The sequence below is a fragment of the Hymenobacter taeanensis genome (genome assembly GCF_013137895.1).
Taxonomy (GTDB): Bacteria; Bacteroidota; Bacteroidia; order Cytophagales; family Hymenobacteraceae; genus Hymenobacter; species Hymenobacter taeanensis.
The window spans coordinates 2045658-2059448 of record NZ_CP053538.1; the positions used below are offsets into that span (position 1 = coordinate 2045658).

General features: G+C 56.6%; 11 protein-coding genes. 6 read left to right on the forward strand and 5 right to left on the reverse strand.

The features are described from left to right. The first annotated feature begins 66 nt into the window (after positions 1-66). Entirely contained in the window at positions 67-2184 is a 2118-nt protein-coding gene (locus tag HMJ29_RS08740) for a matrixin family metalloprotease (protein ID WP_171591114.1), read from the forward strand. A gap of 159 nt (positions 2185-2343) precedes the next feature. Here HMJ29_RS08740 and HMJ29_RS08745 read toward each other — a convergent pair whose 3' ends face one another. Next, the gene (locus tag HMJ29_RS08745; RefSeq protein ID WP_171593291.1) at positions 2344-3291 is read right to left on the reverse strand and encodes a 3-oxoacyl-ACP synthase III family protein; all 948 of its coding nucleotides are present in this window, start codon (positions 3289-3291) and stop codon (positions 2344-2346) included. A gap of 159 nt (positions 3292-3450) precedes the next feature. Between HMJ29_RS08745 and HMJ29_RS08750 the strand changes: the two genes are divergently transcribed. Beyond that, positions 3451-4023: a hypothetical protein gene (locus tag HMJ29_RS08750; RefSeq protein ID WP_171591115.1), complete on the forward strand. Its 573-nt coding sequence runs from the start codon at positions 3451-3453 to the stop codon at positions 4021-4023. Positions 4024-4164: 141 nt separating this feature from the next. Here HMJ29_RS08750 and HMJ29_RS08755 read toward each other — a convergent pair whose 3' ends face one another. Beyond that, the gene (locus tag HMJ29_RS08755; RefSeq protein ID WP_171591116.1) at positions 4165-4881 is read right to left on the reverse strand and encodes a head GIN domain-containing protein; all 717 of its coding nucleotides are present in this window, start codon (positions 4879-4881) and stop codon (positions 4165-4167) included. A gap of 267 nt (positions 4882-5148) precedes the next feature. Further along, positions 5149-7206 (reverse strand): M13 family metallopeptidase, encoded by a 2058-nt coding sequence (locus HMJ29_RS08760; protein ID WP_171591117.1) that lies wholly within the window; start codon positions 7204-7206, stop codon positions 5149-5151. A gap of 227 nt (positions 7207-7433) precedes the next feature. Between HMJ29_RS08760 and HMJ29_RS08765 the strand changes: the two genes are divergently transcribed. Continuing rightward, positions 7434-7877 (forward strand): hypothetical protein, encoded by a 444-nt coding sequence (locus tag HMJ29_RS08765; RefSeq protein ID WP_171591118.1) that lies wholly within the window; start codon positions 7434-7436, stop codon positions 7875-7877. Between the two features lie 56 nt (positions 7878-7933). After that, a complete protein-coding gene (gene arfB / locus HMJ29_RS08770; RefSeq protein WP_171591119.1) occupies positions 7934-8341 on the forward strand; it encodes an alternative ribosome rescue aminoacyl-tRNA hydrolase ArfB in 408 nt (135 codons plus the stop codon). A 10-nt stretch (positions 8342-8351) separates the two neighbouring features. On the opposite strand, the gene HMJ29_RS08775 is transcribed toward arfB, so the two are convergent. Together HMJ29_RS08775 and mgtE are read right to left on the reverse strand one after the other, a co-directional pair. Continuing rightward, positions 8352-9194 (reverse strand): beta-1,6-N-acetylglucosaminyltransferase, encoded by an 843-nt coding sequence (locus tag HMJ29_RS08775; RefSeq protein ID WP_171591120.1) that lies wholly within the window; start codon positions 9192-9194, stop codon positions 8352-8354. 524 nt (positions 9195-9718) lie between these two features. After that, on the reverse strand, positions 9719-11104 hold the full coding sequence (mgtE, locus tag HMJ29_RS08780) for a magnesium transporter (RefSeq protein ID WP_171591121.1): 1386 nt from the start codon (positions 11102-11104) through the stop codon (positions 9719-9721). A 304-nt stretch (positions 11105-11408) separates the two neighbouring features. Between mgtE and HMJ29_RS08785 the strand changes: the two genes are divergently transcribed. Together HMJ29_RS08785 and HMJ29_RS08790 are read left to right on the forward strand one after the other, a co-directional pair. Beyond that, the gene (locus tag HMJ29_RS08785; RefSeq protein ID WP_171591122.1) at positions 11409-12254 is read left to right on the forward strand and encodes a cyanophycinase; all 846 of its coding nucleotides are present in this window, start codon (positions 11409-11411) and stop codon (positions 12252-12254) included. Positions 12255-12529: 275 nt separating this feature from the next. Further along, on the forward strand, positions 12530-13789 hold the full coding sequence (locus HMJ29_RS08790) for an OmpP1/FadL family transporter (RefSeq protein WP_171591123.1): 1260 nt from the start codon (positions 12530-12532) through the stop codon (positions 13787-13789). Positions 13790-13791 lie beyond the last annotated feature (2 nt).

Below are 13791 nucleotides of genomic sequence, written 5' to 3' on the forward strand. Positions count from 1 at the left end.
GTAAATCCAAGGGCGGGGCAAATCCTGTATCTTGAGCCTGCGCCGCACCTGAGGCCTGTACACTGTATGAATGCATCGGCTTTTGCTTTAGTCTCTACTCTTTCTCTGTTGCTGAGCGCTACGCGGGTAGCCGCTCAGGTTTTGCCAGTTGCAAGCCCCGAAATTCACTGCTCCCTGCTGGAACTCGACCCTGCCAAGCGCGCCGCTATCGTGCCGCTCATTGTAGAGGGGGAGGTGCTGGAAAGCCAGGGCTTCCGGGGGGCCAATGGGCGTATTTTCACTGCCAACCGGGTGCGGGTGTTTAAGCTGCTGAAAGGCAACGCCAGCTCTGAGCTAACCCTCATCACAGAGGGCGGTACCGTTGGCCTTGATCGGCAGGAGCTAACTAACACCCTAAGCCTGGAGCCCGGTGAGCAGGGGGTATTTTTTCTGGTACCGGCTGCGTTTCCGGGCACGGCTTCGGTAGGGCCAGCCTGGGCGGCGTATGCCAGCCAGCAGGGCTTTGTGCGCTATAACCTAAACGGAGTTACTGCCGCTGAGCCCTTCCGCACCTACCCCGCGCTAGAGGAGAATTTCTACCAGCAGGTGGTGCCTGGCACGCAGCCACGAGAAGTGCAGGCAAACCCTGCTCTGGAGGTGGCCCTGCGCCGCCGCAATGCGCCGCCTACGGCCGCCAAGGTGCTAGCCCCCGTAATCAGTACTCTCTCGCCGCTCACCATTACGGCGGGTACTGGTGCCATTTTAACAATTGATGGGGCCGGGTTTGGGGCCTCACGCGGCAATGGCTCGGTAGAGTTTCGCAACGCCGACGATGGGGGCGCTTCCTACACGAAAATAACGGATGCCGACTACGTCAGCTGGACCGATAACCGTATTCAGGTACTGGTGCCTTCTTATACCTCTACCGGTAATACGGCGGGCACTGGCACCGTGCGCGTTACCACCACTGATCAGCAGCAGGTAGCTAGTGTATTAGCGGTTACTATTATTTACGCGGCTACCAATGCACAGGACAAGACCTCTAAGGGGCGCTCTGTGCCCGGGGAGCTGAATCAGAATACCCGGGGCGGCTACACGTTCCGCTTCGACCCTGGCTTTGCCTCTAACGCTGCCGCTAGTGCCTCCTGGCAGCGGGCCCTGGTTAGCTGGCGTTGTCAAACCGGCGTAAACTGGGAGGTAGGCACCACCCGCACTAAAAGCGGAGTAGCCGACGATGGCGAAAACTCGGTGGGCTTTGATACGGGCTCCGATCTGCCGGCCAACGTGCTGGGCCGCACTACCAGTTATTACACTGGTTGCTACCGAGACGCTGCCCGCACAAGTGTGAGTTTCTACGTTAAAGAAATAGATACTCAGTTTGATGATGCCACCGCGTGGCAGTATGGCCCGGGTAACCCTAGCACTTCGCAGGTTGATTTTGAGTCGGTGGCGCTGCATGAGCTAGGCCACGCTCAGCAGTTGTCGCACTTGATTTTGCCCCGGGCGGTAATGCACTACGCCGTGGCGCGCGGGCAGCTAAGCCGGACGTTGAATGCCGCCAGCGATGTAGCCGGCGGCCGCTACGTGCTGCGCACCCGAAGCTTTGTAACCCCTGAGTGCGGTGGCAGCCCTATGCTACCGGCGCCCTTAACAGGGCAATTTGTGGAGTTTGTGCCGGGCGTAGGAACCGTATTGCAGTGGTCTACCCGCGATGAGTGCTTTCTGGCGGGGTTTGTGGTGGAGCGGGCTCCGGCCGATACCACTGCCGGCTGGCAACCCCTGGGCACCGTAGCCGCCGGGGTAGCTGGCGGGGCCTACCGCTTCACTGACCCAAAGCCGCTGCCAGGGCTCAGCTATTACCGCTTACGAGTGCGCCGCCCTGATAACTCTCTTGACCCGGTAGCGCCGCTGGCCGCCACCGACAATGCCAGCACGGTGAAAGGGCTGGAGTTTTACCCTAACCCAGTAGAAGGAGCCGGCACCCTGGTGCAGATTCAGTATCAGGCGGGTGCCACCTCCGGTTCTTTAACGCTGCGCTATTACGATGCTACTGGCCGCTATTTGGGCGGTAAAGTACTTAACTACCAGCCCGGGCTTAATATTCTGCCCGTAACGTTGCCCTCCTTGCGAGCTGGGATTTATGTGGTCCGCTGGACGGACTCAAACGGACCAAAAGGCAAGTCTAAACTGCTGTTCCTGCCTTAAAGCAATGGGAGGCACCTGGCTGCAGAGCCTAGGCCTACAGCAACTGGCCTAGGGTGTTTGAATAGTTAATACGGGCACCACGTTTAGCAGAACAGCGCCTGAGCACCCGCCAAAAGCAGGCGGGCGCTCAGGCGCTGTTCTTTTTAGCTTGCTTGGGGGCTAGCGCTTCAGCAGCATGGCTCCATAAGAGTAGCCTCCGCCAAACACCGTGATGACAATGTACTCGCCTTCCTGCAGGCTAGGCCAGGTGTCGGCGAGGGCAATGGCAGCGCCGGCGCAGCCCGTATTGCCAAGCTCCTCAATGTTAGACACTGCCCGGTCTTCGGGGAGGCCTAGCTGTTGCAGCACGTTCTTGGTAATGCGCAGATTCGCCTGGTGTGGAATCAGGTAGCGGACGTCATCAACGCTGAGCTGATTGCGCTCCAGCACCTGCTGCGTTACGCGCGTCATGTACTGGCAAGCATTGATGAATACATCCTTCCCGAAGGGCATTACAATACCTTTCTCTACCGGTTTCAGCGTCACCGATACATCGGCTTTGCCAATGTTGCCAGCGCCACCAGTTATTACGGTCCGCACATCCAGGTCAGTGGGGGCTAGGCGCTCAGGGGTAAGTAAGAGGGCCGCAGCACCGTCGCCCCAGAGGTGGCCGGCCATCGTATCGAGTTCATTGTTGTAAGCGGTGTTATGCTCACTCACTACCACCAGGGCGCGGCGAGCCTTGCCCAGCGCAAAGTAGCCTTCTACAATTTCAATAGCATTCAGCAACGACGAGCAGGCCGATGAAATGCTGACTACGGGTATGTCAGAAATATCCAGCTCCCGCTGCACAGCGTGGGCCAGCGTGTAGATAGTATCGTGGGGGGTGTAGGTGGCACCTACAATCAAGTCTACTTCAGCGGCGGCAAAAGCAGGGGCCGCGGCCAGTACGCGGCGGGTGGCCTCCAGGGCCATGGTGTTGGTATTTTCTCCGGCGGCAGCTTTCCGACGTGCCCGAATGCCAGTGCGCTCGGTGATCCACTCGTTTGACAACCCGTTGAGGCGGGTAAAGTGCTCGTTATTGATGATTTCGGCGGGCAAGTAAGCCGCCACCTGATGAATGTACACGCGGTAGTGGGGGGAATGAGGGCAAAGCAAATACGAAGCAAGGTACGCCGCTAGTTCCAACTTGCATGGCCTTTTCAGCAGATGGCCCGTACTTTGCACGCCGCATCTTCGTTGAACGGACTGCGGTAGGCCAAGTTGGGCCACGACTCTTATAAGATTATGATGTTTTGGAAGGCACTACGCCACACGGTACTAGCAGCAAGCACGGGCCTACTGGTCACCACTGCGGCACAGGCGCAGAAGTACCGTACGGCAGCTGGTATTCGGGTGGGAGGTGGCCAATATGGGCTCACTGTTCAGCAGAAAATTTTTGAAAAAACTACGCTGGAGGGCCTCGGTCTGGTTTCCTCCCGGGAGGTCTCAGCCACAGTACTGGCGGAGCGGCACTTTGGCATATTAGGCCCCAGCCTTAACTACTATTTTGGGGCCGGCGGCCACGTGGGCAACCACAAAGACACCGGCGCCTTTGGCGGTGCCGATGTGCTGGTTGGAGCAGAATACAAAATAGCTCTGTCGCCTATCGTACTCTCCGTGGACTTTAAACCGAGCGTGGAGTTTGGCTCCGATGATTGGGCCCGTTTTCCCACGGCCTTTTCGGTGCGCTACATTTTGGTGAAGGAAAAGAATACGAGCTTGATAAACCGCATTTTTGGCAACGACAAAAACAAGCCAAAGTCGAAAGAGAAGACCAAAAGCAAGTCAAACACCCGCCGCGGGTTGTTTGACTTCTAGGCCACTTGTTGCATGCCCTGCCCCGCGAATAATACGGTTATGTTTAACCCACAACGCCCCAACTGTTAGGCAGCCGGGGCGTTGTGGGTTTTACTGTGCTATCAGACTGGGCAGGCTTAGTTGGGGGTGAGCCCCGTGGGTTTACTCGCGGTGAATGCGGCCGCTGCCAATAACGGAGCTGCTGATTTTAGGGCTGCCCATCACGTATACGTCGCCGGAACCCACAATGCTGGCATCTAGGCCCTTAGTAGCCATAAGGCGGCAGTTGCCCGAGCCGCTGATGGCAACGTGGCAGACCTCGCTCCGTAGTTTGCTGGCTTTCACATTGCCCGAGCCGCTCACACTAATGTCTTGGGTAGGAGCCACGCCCGCAATGTCAATATTGCCCGAGCCCGAAACGGCCGTGTTGATTTTATCGGCCGTCAGGCTTACCAACTCAATACCGCCCGAGCCGCTCACGGTCAGGTTGAGGTTGTCGGCCTTCACTGCCTCAGTGGCTCTAATGTTACCGGAGCCGCTTACAATAAGCCCTTTGATGGTGGGCATGGTCACGTATACCTTGATGGAGCCCCGGTTGCGGTATGATGAGTTGCCGCTGGTGCGTTTGGACCCGATGCGCAGGCGCCCGTCATTGGTCACGGCTGTTTCGAGGTGGCTTAAGTCTTCGGCGTCGCCTTCCACTTCTACCTTCTGGGGGCTACCCTGGCGCAGAATAACGGTAGGAGAGCCCGCTAAGACTAGCGAAGTAAATGCGCCTACCTGGCGGGTTTCGCGCGTGTCTGCCAGCCGCGACCGGAAGCCGGGCAGCACAAACAACACAAGCAGCAGCGCAGGCACGAGGATACGAAGCGTTTTCATGGGCAGCAGGGAAAAGATGATAGAAGATGATTTTCAGGAGGATAGATGAAGCTGGCATCATAACCGTTGCCTTGGCAGGCAAAAGAAATTTGATAGATCTATATAGCTCAGAAGCCCCGTCAGTTTTGGGCTAGGTAAGTGGCCTAGGCCACCTGCTTTCTGGTGCCTTCTAACAGCGGCCTGATGGCGGCTGTACTTTGTTGTTGAGGAGAATAAAAAAGCCTTCTCAGGTGAGTGAGAAGGCTTTTTTAAAATTGTCAGGTCAGCTTACCAGATCTTTACCCGCGCCGAGTCGGGCAGGTAAAGCTTCTGGCCGGGCTGCACGTTGAAGGCCTCGTAGAAGGCGGGCACATCAGCAAAGGGGCCATTTACGCGATACTGCGCCGGCGAGTGCACATCAGTGAGAATGCGCTGAGCTAGCACTTCGTCGCGCTGATGATTCTGCCAGCCCAAGGCATAGCCCAGGAAGTAGCGCTGGGTAGGCGTGAGGCCACCAATTTTCTCGCCCTTCTTGTACTGGTCGGTCTTCTTGAAAGCATCAAAGGCAATGACGATGCCGCCTAGGTCGGCAATGTTCTCGCCGGCGGTGGCTTTGCCGTTGATGTGCAGCGAGTCAAGTACCGTATACCCGTTAAACTGGCGCACAATGCCGTTTACGCGCTTCTGGAAGGCAGCCCGGTCCTTCTTGCTCCACCAGTTGCGCAGGTTGCCCTTTTCATCAAACTGGCTGCCCTCGTCATCGAAGCCGTGAGTAAGCTCGTGGCCAATGGTGCTGGCGCCCGCGTAGCCGTAGATGATGGCGTCGTCGGCGTCTTTGTCGGCTAGGCCAGGTACCGAGAATATGGCGGCCGGCAGCACAATCTCGTTGTTGCTGGGGTTGTAGTAAGCGTTGTAGGTCTGGGGAGTCATCTCCCACTCAGTGCGGTCAACGGGTTTGCCCAGCTTATTGATGTTGTAGCGGTACTGCCACTCATTGGCCCGCATTACGTTAGCCAGGTAAGAGTCGCGAGTGATTTTCAGGGAAGAGTAGTCCCGCCACTTGTCGGGGTAGCCTACTTTGGGGGTAATCTTGGTCAGCTTCACCAGCGCCTTTTGCTTGGTGGAGTCGCTCATCCAGTCCAGGGCCTGAATATGTTCGCGGAAGGCAGCTACTACGTTTTTGGTCAGCTCGGCGTAGCGCTCCTTGGTTTCAGGCGTGAAGTATTCTTTCACGAAAAGCTGGCCCAGGATTTCGCCCATGCTGCCTTCTTCTTCATCCAGCACGCGCTTCCAGCGGGGGCGCTGCTCTTTCTGGCCCTGCAGAATAGTGCCGTAAAAGCGGAAGTGCTCATCATCGATGGGGCGGCTAAGCTGCCCGGCGAAGCTATTCACTAAGTGCCACTGCAGGTACGCCTGCCACTGCTCAAGAGGCGTAGTTTTCAGCAGCTGTCCGGCTTTCTGGTAGAACTCGGGCTGGCCTACAATTACGGTATCTGCTTTGCTGAGCTCCATCTGGGCCAGCCAGGGTTTCCAACTGAGGCCGGGCGTGAGCTTGTCGAGGCCCGCAACAGCCATTTTGTTGTAGTTGGCGTATGGGTCGCGGAGGGCCTCCAGCTTACGCGAGGAGCCTGCCAGCGCCGTTTCCAGCTGCATAATCTGGGTGCTGTGGCGCTGAGCCGTCACGGAGTCCTGGCCTAGTAGCTGCAGCATGCGCGCCACGTGGCGCACGTACTCTTTGCGAATATTGCTGGTGCGGGTGTCTTTGTTGAAGTAATAGTCACGGTTAGGCAGGCCCAGGCCGGCCTGGTACAGGTGCATGACCATTTTCTCGCTGTTCTTGGCGTCTTGGCCTACATAGCCGCCAATCAGTGAGTTTACCCCCAGCATCTTATGGCGCGCAATTACCGCCTGCACATCGGCCACCGACTTGATAGCGGCAATGCGGTCTAGCTCTGGCTGCAGCGGCGTGATGCCCTGCTTGTTGATGGTAACGGAGTCGAGCCCGGAAGCCCAGAAGTCTCCAATCTTCTGCTGGTTTGAGCCCTCCTTGGCGTTGGCTTTGGCAGCTTCCTCATTCAGGGCCCGCAAACGGGCATACACCTCATTCTGCACTTCCTTGCCAATACCCCAGGAGCTTTCAGAAGCCGGGATGGGGTGGGTTTTCAGCCAGGCGCCATTGGCGTAGGTGAAGAAGTCGTCGCCGGGGCGCACGGTGGTGTCGAGGTTAGCCTGGAGTAAGTCGGGCTGATCAGCACCGGATTTGCCGCCGGGCTGGCAGGCCGTGAACACCAGGCCGAGCATCGGCGCGGCCAGCAGCCAGGGCCGCAGAGAAGAAGGGAGAGGCATAAAAGAAACAGGACAAAATGTGTGCGACGAATGTAGCAGGAACCGGCTATTTCGCGTAGGCCTATGGACGCAGACTGCCGGGCTGGGGCTGCTTACTCTAGGCCAGTCCAGAACTCTTATTCTGCGCAGCGCCAGAAAGAGGAAGCGGCGTGGCCCAGAAGTTATATCTAACGCTTCCTCTCTGCCCTGCTGCCCTGAATGCTCAGCCTGAAAACTCCTTACCCTGTATGCCGCTCAAGCTTCTGTTACTCCTCAACTTTGCCCTGGCCACCTATCTTACCGGCGTAATCTGGACGGTGCAGCTCGTGCAGTATCCGGGCTTTGCGCAAGCCGCCCGCGATACGTTTCCGGCGTTTCATCAGCAGCATTCCAACCGCATCAGCTGGGTGGTGCTAGCTCCCATGGTGCTGGAGCTGGGGCTGGCTATCTGGCTGGCGTGGCAGGGGCGGGCGCTAGGCCAGAGCGTGTGGTGGGCGTTGGGCTTGGTGGTACTCATTTGGGCCGCCACCTTCTTCATTTCAGTGCCCTTTCACAACCGCCTCGCCCAAGGCTACGACTACGTGGCCATTGATGGCCTGGTACGCACCAACTGGATCCGGACGCTGGTTTGGACGGTGCGCACTGGCCTACTGGGCAGCCTCCTCTGGAAAATGCTGAATTTCGCATGCTGAACGGGCCTAACTCACGCACAGCGCACCACCAACCACGTTAAGTAGCAATCTGTTTCATGCTTCCTCCCATTGATGCCTTTCTGCCGGAACTACACTTTCAAACCAGCCGCAGCAGTGGCCCCGGTGGCCAGAACGTGAACAAAGTAGAGTCGCGGGTAGAGCTACGCTTTCACATTCCGGCCTCGCAACTGCTGAGCGAAGAGCAGAAGGAAGTGCTGCTCCAAAAGCTGGTCTCTAAGCTGACCACGGAAGGCGAGCTGCTAATTGCGGCCCAGGAAGACCGCAGCCAACTGCGCAACAAGGAAATTGCCCTACAGAAGTTTCATGACACGCTGCGCAAAGCCCTGCACAAACCCAAAGCCCGCAAAGCCACTAAGCCCAGTAAAGGTGCCGTGCGCCAGCGGCTGGAATCCAAGAAAAAGCACGGCGACAAAAAAGCCAGCCGCGGCCGGGTTGATTTTTAGGCTGTACTTGTCACTTTCCTTGGCGCAGTTCATCTAGATAATCCAGCACCGGAGTGCCCGGCAGGAATTTGCGAGCCCAGAATGCCTCGGTTGTTTGTAGCGCTAAGGCATCATCCAGAGTCAACACCTTGGGGCTAGGACCATCTTCTGACCAATCAATGTAACGTAGGTCGGAAGTATTCATTGACTCTCGAAAAGGAGAGTTAGCTAAAATCGTCTGAAATAATACCTCATCTGCGCCCCACGTAAACTTAAAAAAACGATGTACGCTTGGGTGTTTATCCAAGTATTCCAGCACATACTGAGCACAAAAAGGTGGGATAGTAAACCATGCCGATCCACCGTAGGGCTCGAGCTTATTGGGCAACGTTCGCTTGGGCAGAGCTCGGTTGATTAAGGCTTGAAAAGTTTCTCTGTATGGAATGGCGTAATGTCCTAAGTCATAATGGTCTATTCGGTACACTGCAGCCGGCCAGTGCGTGTAGATTGCACGGTGATTTATGAACGCAGTGCGGGGGTGAGCTGCTAGATACTCATGGATAGAAGCCGTTGGTTTTAGAGGGTAATCACTGCCACTTAATAAATTAATGTAGTCATAAGGCTGCCGGGTTAAGAGGATCTCGCGCACCCCTAACAACGTTGATTGCACAATGCTATACGTTCCCCAATGAATAGGAATACGCTGGCTGATCAAGGTGACACGAGGCAAACGTGTGAGCGGCAAAAATTGCTCAAGACTTACTTTACCATCAATACAGAGGTAAAAATCAGCGTCAGGATGTTGAAGGCTCTCGATTAATCGCTGGAGCTGAGAGGGATTGGCATGAGCGGTAATCAGATGGGCAATACGCATTGAAATCGAGAGTTAGCTTTAAAAGGTAAAAGCCACATTTGCCGAGTTAGAATGAGGCAACCAGGCTCCGTGTTAAGCCCTTCGGACCAGCAAAGCCCACTAGCTGATGACTGGTGAAGGGATAAAACTGGGCGGTGCATAGGTGCAAAGCCACGTTGAAGTTTGGATTGAGTTACAGCGTTACCCTGGCCCACGGCGAGCGGACTTTGAAAGGTATCATGAAAATATTTATAGATAGGTGCTTAGTGGCCAGTACTATATGGCGGCTCTAGTGCCGACGATAATATGCAGGAAGAGGGCGCTCAGCAGCGAAGCTATCGGTGTATTGTCAGCAAGCAAAAAAGTGCCGGCCTACATCAGGCCGGCACTCCAATAAAGTAGGCAGTAAGCTGGTTTACAGTGTTGCCTCCCACCTGGGTAGTAAGTGTAAGTGACCCATGATGGCGCATCCTGAAAGCAGACGCCCTCCGCTTGTTTGGTCTAATGGCCAAAACAGTTTGCCATGCGCCTGATGGTAACGGGTATTACAGCAGGGTACCGCTCAGAACGGAAGTGGCCACCGAGAAATAGATAATCAGGCCGGTAACGTCAACGAGGGTTGCTACAAACGGAGCCGACGAAGTAGCCGGGTCGAGGCCCAGTTTCCGCAGCAGCATGGGGAGCATAGCGCCCGATAAGGCGCCCCACAATACAATGCCCAGCAGCGAGAAACCAACCGTAACCGCTATTAGCTGCCAGTAGGGGCCGAAGTAGCCAGGGTCAATAAAGTTGGCCCACAGCACAATGCGCAATGCGCCCACCACGCCCAGGATACCTCCCAGCGCCAAACCCGATAGTATCTCCCGGCGCATGACTATCCACCAGTCGCTGAGCGTAAACTCGCCTAGGCTCATGGCCCGGATGATGAGCGAAGTGGCCTGGGAGCCCGCGTTGCCGCCCGCTGAAATAATAAGCGGGATGAACAGGCCCAACACGGCAGCCTTCTGCAGGTCGTCTTCAAAGTGATGCATGGCCGAGGTGGTCAGCATCTCGCCCAGGAGCAGAATAACGAGCCAGCCGGCCCGTTTTTTCACCATTTTCCAGATGGGCGTATCTAGGTACGGCTCATCCAGCGCTTCTGAACCACCCAGTTTCTGAATGTCCTCGGTGTCTTCCTCTTCCCGGATATCGAGGATATCATCAATCGTTACGATGCCGAACAGCACGCCTTCGTCATTCACCACGGGCAGGGCCACCCGGTCGTTGCGACGGAAGACCTCAATAGCCTCCTCCTGGTCCTGCATGGCCTTCAGAAACACGTAGCGGTTGTCCATAAGCTCCCGCACCCGCTTCTGCGGATCAGCCAGCAAAATCTCCCGAATTCCGATGTCGTCAATCAGAATGCCGCGCTCATCGGTCACGTAAAGCACGCTCAGCGTTTCCGACTGGCCCCCGTGGCGCCGGATGTAGTCGAGCACCTGCTGCACCGTCCAGTTCTCCCGAATGGCAATGTAGTCGGGGGTCATCAGGCGGCCGACTGAGTACTCCGGGTAGCCCAGCAACTCCAGCGTTACGCGCCGTTCTGGCTCAGAAAGGGTCTGAATCAGCTCCTTTACAAAATCATCGGGCAGGAACTCCAACAGCGCCGTCCGGTCGTCGGGCGACATCTCATTCAGAATGTCCGAGATCTTATCCTGCGAGAGATTAGCCAGAAAGTGCTTCTGGATGTCGAGGTCAAGGTATTCGAATACCTGAGTGGCCAGGCTCAGCGGCAGTAACCGAAAAATAATCAGCTGCTCCCGTTCCTCCTCCTCCTCAATCAGCTCGACCAACTCAGCCGGTTCGAAATTTTTGAGGAGTTCTTTGAGCTTAAAAAACTCGCCCTCCTGAATCAGGGACGTAATGTGTTCGAGAGTCGGGTGCTGATTCATGTAAAAAAGAGGGGGTGTGTCTCGCTAGGCAGAGGGAATTGGTGACAAGAGCCGAACCGGCGCGCAAAAGTAGCCTTTCCGGGGCGGATTAGGAGAATGCCGGGTAGAATAAATCCGGCTCCGGGCCTGAGGCAGTGTACGATAATAGCCGAGCTCTAGGCCAGGTAGAATACAACAGCAACGGCTCCCATAGGAGTTCGATGACCGGTAGCCCCCGGGGTGGGCGTAACCTTCCTTTGCCCAAGGCAGTTGAGGAGTCGGCTGGGTGCGTACTTTTGGCACCCGCTCATGCCGCGCTATTCTTATGCCCCACTCGTCCGTCTTGCCGCTTGGTACGCTCGTTGCCCTTGGGGGCGGCGATGATGATGCCATGCTGGCGCTGCTCTGCGACCTGCTCCCATCCTCTGATACTCCCGTTGAGATTATCACGGTGGCCTCCCGGGACGCCTCGCGCGCAGCTGGTGCTTACGAGAAAGCTCTGCGCGACTTGGGCTGCCGCAACGCCCGGCACTTACCCATTAATGAGCACTACCGCGCCGATGCCCCCGCGGCCCTGCGCCGCATACGCCGGGCAGGCTTGGTATTTTTCAGCGGCGGCGACCAGGAGCGCATCACCGATTTTCTGCACAACACGGAGTTTCTGCAGGTGCTGCGTGAGCGGTATCAGCAGGATGCCACCTTTATTGTAGCCGGTACCAGCGCCGGCGCCGCGGCCCTCCCTGATAGTATGTTGGTGGAAGGTTACGGGTGGCGGGCCGTGCGCAAGGGAGGCATTGAGACCAAGGCAGGCCTGGGCCTATTACCTCGCCTTCTGATTGACCAGCACTTTATTGAACGCGGCCGGTTTGGGCGGCTGGCTCACGCCTTAACCGCGCACTCTATGTGCCTGGGCCTGGGCCTATCGGAAGAAACCGGGGTAATTATCCGGGGTGGGCAGGAAGTAGAAGTTTTTGGGGATGGGGTGGTGGTGATGATAGATGGCTGCCACACGAAAGGCAGCAACCTGGGCCAAATTGGACGCGGAGAGCCCATAAGCGTGCAAAATCTGCGCGTAAACCTGCTTGTGGCAGGGCAGCGCCTCAACCTGAAAACCCGCGAGGTACTGGCTGATAATGCGCCGGTCAGCCGCCGAGAAGAAGCCCCTCAGTAAGGTACGCTACGCGCAGAAGTCAAGATGCGCCGGAGTCTGACGGCTTAGTGGATAAGGGATTTATCGGGCGTTAAAAAACAGGGGCCCAAGGGCTTGGTACGGCTTTTTGTATAATTGGCAGCTAGATTTATCTCTAAGTCAGGTAGCCCGCGCCCGATTGGGTTGCGGAGAGTTGCTGCACCGCATAAATATTTACTCGGCTTGCCTACTAAGCAGAATGTTTTTTCTGCCTACATTTAATGCCATAACCCCAAAATTCTCACTCATTCCATTTTATGACTTTAAAATCTCTACTCCTCGTGGGTGGTGCGCTACTCACGGGTACGGCGGCCTCGGCGGGTGGCTACCAGGTTACACTGGCCGGACAGAAAAATAACGGCATGGGCGGTGTAGGTGTGGGGCTCTCCCTCGACCAGGCAGCTATGTTCTACAACCCTGGTGCCTTGGCTATGGTGAAGGACCGTGGGGTGCAGGTAGGCGTAAATGCTACCATTGCGCGTCAGGCATTCCGGGCTGAAGCTGGTGGGGCGCAACGAGAGTTGCAAAACACTACTTCCACTCCGTTTAACCTCTACGCGGGCTTTGGGCCGGCAGAAGGGAAGTTCCGGGCAGGGGTTGCGGTATACACTCCCTTCGGCTCACAGCTGAAGTACGCTGATGGGTGGGAAGGACGCTTTGCCCTCACCGATATCGACCTGAAATCAATCTATGTGCAGCCTACCGTTAGCTATGCTATTACGGATCAGGTAAGCGTAGGAGCGGGCCTTATGATACTGGCCTACGGCGCTGTAAACCTGCAGCGTGATATTCCGGCGCAGAACTCCTCCGGCGGGTACGGCCACATTGAGCTTGACGGCAAGTCTAAGACCAAATTTGGCTACAACGTGGGCGTAATGTATAAGCCTTCGGAGAAGCTAAGCGTGGGCCTGAACTACCGCTCGAAGATCAACGCTACAGTAGAGAACGGCGACGTGACCTTCTCCGGTCTGTCGAATACCGCTGCTGCCAGCTTCCAGGCTACCAAGTTTGGGGCTACGCTGCCGCTGCCAGCTACGGCCAGCGTGGGTATTGGGGTGATGCCGAATGAGAAGCTGACCCTGGGCTTCGACGTGAACTGGACTGAGTGGAGTGCTTACGAGACCCTCAACTTCACGTTTGATGCGCCCGTGAACGGTGCTACCTCTTCCAGCTCTAAGCGCTACTACGAAGATGCCCTAACCTTCCGTATTGGGGGCCAGTACCAGCTGACCAGCGGCCTGACGGTGCGCGCCGGCGCTGCTTACGACAACTCGCCCGTGCGTGACGGTTTCGTGACGCCCGAAACCCCCGATGCTGACCGTCGGACGGCTACTATCGGCGCTTCATACAAATTTGGTGAACATTTCGGAGTTGACCTGAGCGCGCAGTACGTGAACCTGAAGAAGCGCACGGAAACGCAGAACGACCTGATTAACAATGGCACTACGGACCGCGTAGCCGGTACCTACAAGACCGTTGCCGTGGTGCCCGGTATAGGCCTGAATTACACTTTCTAATT

What these genes read in the sequence shown, in the direction of transcription:
- HMJ29_RS08740 (WP_171591114.1), top strand. Translation starts at nt 67, where the DNA reads ATGAATGCATCGGCTTTTGCTTTAGTCTCTACTCTTTCTCTGTTGCTG.
- HMJ29_RS08750 (WP_171591115.1), top strand. Translation starts at nt 3,451, where the DNA reads ATGATGTTTTGGAAGGCACTACGCCACACGGTACTAGCAGCAAGCACG.
- HMJ29_RS08755 (WP_171591116.1), bottom strand. Translation starts at nt 4,881, where the DNA reads ATGAAAACGCTTCGTATCCTCGTGCCTGCGCTGCTGCTTGTGTTGTTT.
- HMJ29_RS08760 (WP_171591117.1), bottom strand. Translation starts at nt 7,206, where the DNA reads ATGCCTCTCCCTTCTTCTCTGCGGCCCTGGCTGCTGGCCGCGCCGATG.
- HMJ29_RS08765 (WP_171591118.1), top strand. Translation starts at nt 7,434, where the DNA reads ATGCCGCTCAAGCTTCTGTTACTCCTCAACTTTGCCCTGGCCACCTAT.
- arfB (WP_171591119.1), top strand. Translation starts at nt 7,934, where the DNA reads ATGCTTCCTCCCATTGATGCCTTTCTGCCGGAACTACACTTTCAAACC.
- HMJ29_RS08775 (WP_171591120.1), bottom strand. Translation starts at nt 9,194, where the DNA reads ATGCGTATTGCCCATCTGATTACCGCTCATGCCAATCCCTCTCAGCTC.
- mgtE (WP_171591121.1), bottom strand. Translation starts at nt 11,104, where the DNA reads ATGAATCAGCACCCGACTCTCGAACACATTACGTCCCTGATTCAGGAG.
- HMJ29_RS08785 (WP_171591122.1), top strand. Translation starts at nt 11,409, where the DNA reads ATGCCCCACTCGTCCGTCTTGCCGCTTGGTACGCTCGTTGCCCTTGGG.
- HMJ29_RS08790 (WP_171591123.1), top strand. Translation starts at nt 12,530, where the DNA reads ATGACTTTAAAATCTCTACTCCTCGTGGGTGGTGCGCTACTCACGGGT.